General features: G+C 62.7%; 3 protein-coding genes. 2 read left to right on the forward strand and 1 reads right to left on the reverse strand.

The annotated features are described in order from the left end of the window. On the forward strand, positions 1-561 hold a 561-nt coding region (locus AB0C02_RS33440), incomplete at its 5' end, for a hypothetical protein (RefSeq protein ID WP_357553215.1). After that, positions 558-779, forward strand: a complete 222-nt coding sequence (locus AB0C02_RS33445; protein ID WP_357553216.1) for a hypothetical protein — start codon at positions 558-560, stop codon at positions 777-779. The genes AB0C02_RS33440 and AB0C02_RS33445, both read left to right, overlap by 4 nt. Positions 780-1,372: 593 nt before the next feature. Here AB0C02_RS33445 and AB0C02_RS33450 read toward each other — a convergent pair. Beyond that, positions 1,373-1,795 carry an NUDIX domain-containing protein gene (locus AB0C02_RS33450; protein ID WP_357553217.1) on the reverse strand — a complete coding sequence of 141 codons (423 nt, stop codon included), beginning with the start codon at positions 1,793-1,795 and terminating at the stop codon, positions 1,373-1,375. Positions 1,796-3,053 lie beyond the last annotated feature (1,258 nt).

Here is a 3,053-nt window from a genome sequence, read left to right on the forward strand (position 1 = left end):
GACGGGCAGATCCGATACGTCACCGCGGTCCGCACGTTCACCGGCTCGAAGGTGATGCGCGACCTCACCGTCGACGACATCCACACGTACTATGTAATGGCCGGTGAGCAGCCAGTACTCGTCCACAACTGCGGCGGCGGCACAGGTACGGCTGCGGAGACCGGATCGCCGACCTCGCAGGGGGGTGCGGGGGTCCAGGTTCCTGGACGAATGAGTCCACAAGAACTGGCGGCCCTGAGCAACGAACATGGCGTTGAGTTCGCTCTGACGTATAAGGCAGGATCAGGAAAGAACGGCGGCGGTGGCTCGTACTGGCTCCACTCGGGTCAGAGGCGGAGAGTTATGGTCCCGATTGGTGCGGACGAGCGCCTGATCTACCATACTCATCCCGGCGGCACGCCTTATGCCAGCAAGGGTGACATTAACGTACTCAACCTACTTAGGCAGGCAGGATCGCCCCAGCGATCCAGTCAGATCGTACTTCCCGACGCATCGACGGTGCGTTTTTCGGATATTACGCAAGGTGGAAAATGGATGCGAGATGGGACCTTTGTTCCATGACAACAATTGAAGAGTTCCGCGATATTTGGGATGCACCGCTGGAAAGGTACGTGCTGATCAGATTGGGTAATTCTAGAGAGCAGATGATTATCTTTGACCCAGAATCGCGGATGGCCCAAATCATCGAAGATGACGAGCTTGCCCTCAAGGTCATCGACAAGATGATCGAAAGAGGATTTGCCATCCTCGATCACATCCCAGAAGGGAATCGTGAATGAATCGCACCCGGGGGCAGTCCTAAGCGTGATTGATTCGTAACTTTGTGCGCACGAGTGCGTGGCTGTGCACCTGGGTTGCGGTCACGGTTGCTGTCAAGAACGTTGAAGATATGCAAAATAATGGATGGTTCCAGTATGGACGACTCTTGCCTGCCGGGAAGGGGAGATGGGTGCTCCAAGGGTTCCGCGGGGTCCGTCTGGATGGCCGCGGGGCCGTTCGTTGGCACGGCGCGTAGCGGCGTGGCGCCGATCCCCGGAAGCCCTGCGCGCCGTGACCCGTGAAGGGATCGTCGCGGCCTGGTTCTGTGTGCTGCGGCTGCTGGCTGGTCTGGGGCTGTAAATCGAACCGCCCATGTTCCGCCAGACAGCTGGCCGGACCTCGATGCGGCGGCAACGGTTGGCGGACCTCTCCACGGATCCGTTCCACGAAATGTAAGCCGGCCGGAGCCAGTTGGGCCTCGACATCTGCGTCTGTCAGCGACACCAGCGGACCATACCCGCTCGCGACACCGGTCGTGGACGCAGTGGCGCGCCGGGTCCTGGCAGGCTGCACAGATCGAGGTCACCGACCGTCGCGGTCGCCTCGCGGCAGATCAGTTCGCCTCCTGGGCGTTGCTGAGGTGGAGCGGCAGGACTGCGGCGGTCGTCACGGCCAAGTCGCGGTCGAGAATCTCTTCCCGGGGGACGAACACCATTGCGCGGCCCTCGCCAACCACCACGTCCTGTTGTCGAGCATCGGTCGTGCCGCAGAAGACGTGAACAGTCACCGTGTGCGGGAAGCCGGCCTCGTACGGGCGTGGGCCGCTCCACACCTTACGCAACTCTCCCACCGTCAGGCCCGTCTCCTCCAGCAACTCCCGGCGCGCCGCCTGCTCAGGCGTCTCGCCCGGCTCGACATGGCCACCCGGCAGACTCCACTGGTTCGGAGAAACCGAGGTCCGGTCGTCGCGATGCTGCATGAGTACCGCTTCCGAAGAATCGACGAGGAGCACCAATGCAACTTCATAGGTCGCCATGGCGGAAATGTTGCCAGGTGCGCTACGTGCCAGCACCACACGGCGCACTCATCTCGGCTACTTGTTCATTGACCTACGACCGTGGCCCGGCCAGGCATCGGTCGATGCCGGCTTCTTAGTAACGGAACGTCACGATGGCCGCCCGTTCGGCCACGGGTCCGGTTCACTCGGCAGCGCCCGCCGCAGTTTCGCTGGGTCGGGTCGCAGATAGCCGGGCCAGCGACTCCAACTTCGGCGGGAAGACTCAGATCCACTGGGACAGGACACTCGATGCGCGTGGTTTCCGGGTTCACCGACTGGTTCGAGCGCACTACTTTCGACATGAGCGCACACCGCGTCGGGTCGTGGAGGTGCGTCCGGCTGAAGGGGCTCGCGCGCAAAGACGGGTCCCGAACGCCTGGCTCGGGACCCGTCGAAGTAGGCCGATCTTCAGCCGAGCGGGATGGCGCCGGTAAGCCGCATCCCACGTTGGGTACCGGTATGTGTCGATCAACCTGCTTGGACGCCCACGCCGTCGAGGTTTCGGTCGTTGAGGCTTGCTGTTTGCCGGCGTCCCCGGCAAGACGTCGTCCTCGTTGCACCGTTGAGGCAAGACCGCGTAGACGCGCCCCCCGTTTACCCCCCGAGAACCCCTGCTTCAAGCTGACAATTAGTGACAAGCGATGAATAGCGCCTAGCCATGTTTGTACAGGTCAGTAGCAGGTTTCGACAACCAACGACAAGCGAGAGATGGTTACGGTTGGTAACAAGGGGTCGTCGGTTCAAATCCGGCCGTCCCGACAGGTTGAAATCGCAGGTCAGGGGGCTGGTCCGAAATATCGGGCCGGCCCTTCTGGCGTTCTGGGGACCACATCGGTCAAGTGCGCCGTCCGGTACCGCACCTTGACCGCTGGTCAAGGCAGGACGACCAGGGCCACTGCCTGTCGAATTGTTCTCTTACTTCATCAAGGCGGCCCGCAAGCGGGCCGCGCCGGCCGCGCTCGGCCTGCTGGCGGCGCAAGCGCCGGCATCGGCCGGCGCGCCGGTCAATGAAGGGCGTGCCTCCGGCGGGGGCCAGACGACTCCGGGATGGAGTTGCCGAACGGTTCCGGTTCGTGGGTGGTGGGACGCCATCCCGCCAGCCACCGACCCAGGCGAAGCCGAGCAGACCAGGGCCAGGGCGACAAGGTCGTTCCTTAGGGTTTCTGTGTCTGGATGGTGTTCCGGGCCGCCGGGCTGGCTGGGTGTGGCTCAAGGTCGTTTGCCGTTAGGTGGCTAT

It is taken from the genome of Micromonospora sp. NPDC048999 (assembly GCF_040649295.1).
GTDB lineage: Bacteria > Actinomycetota > Actinomycetes > Mycobacteriales > Micromonosporaceae > Micromonospora.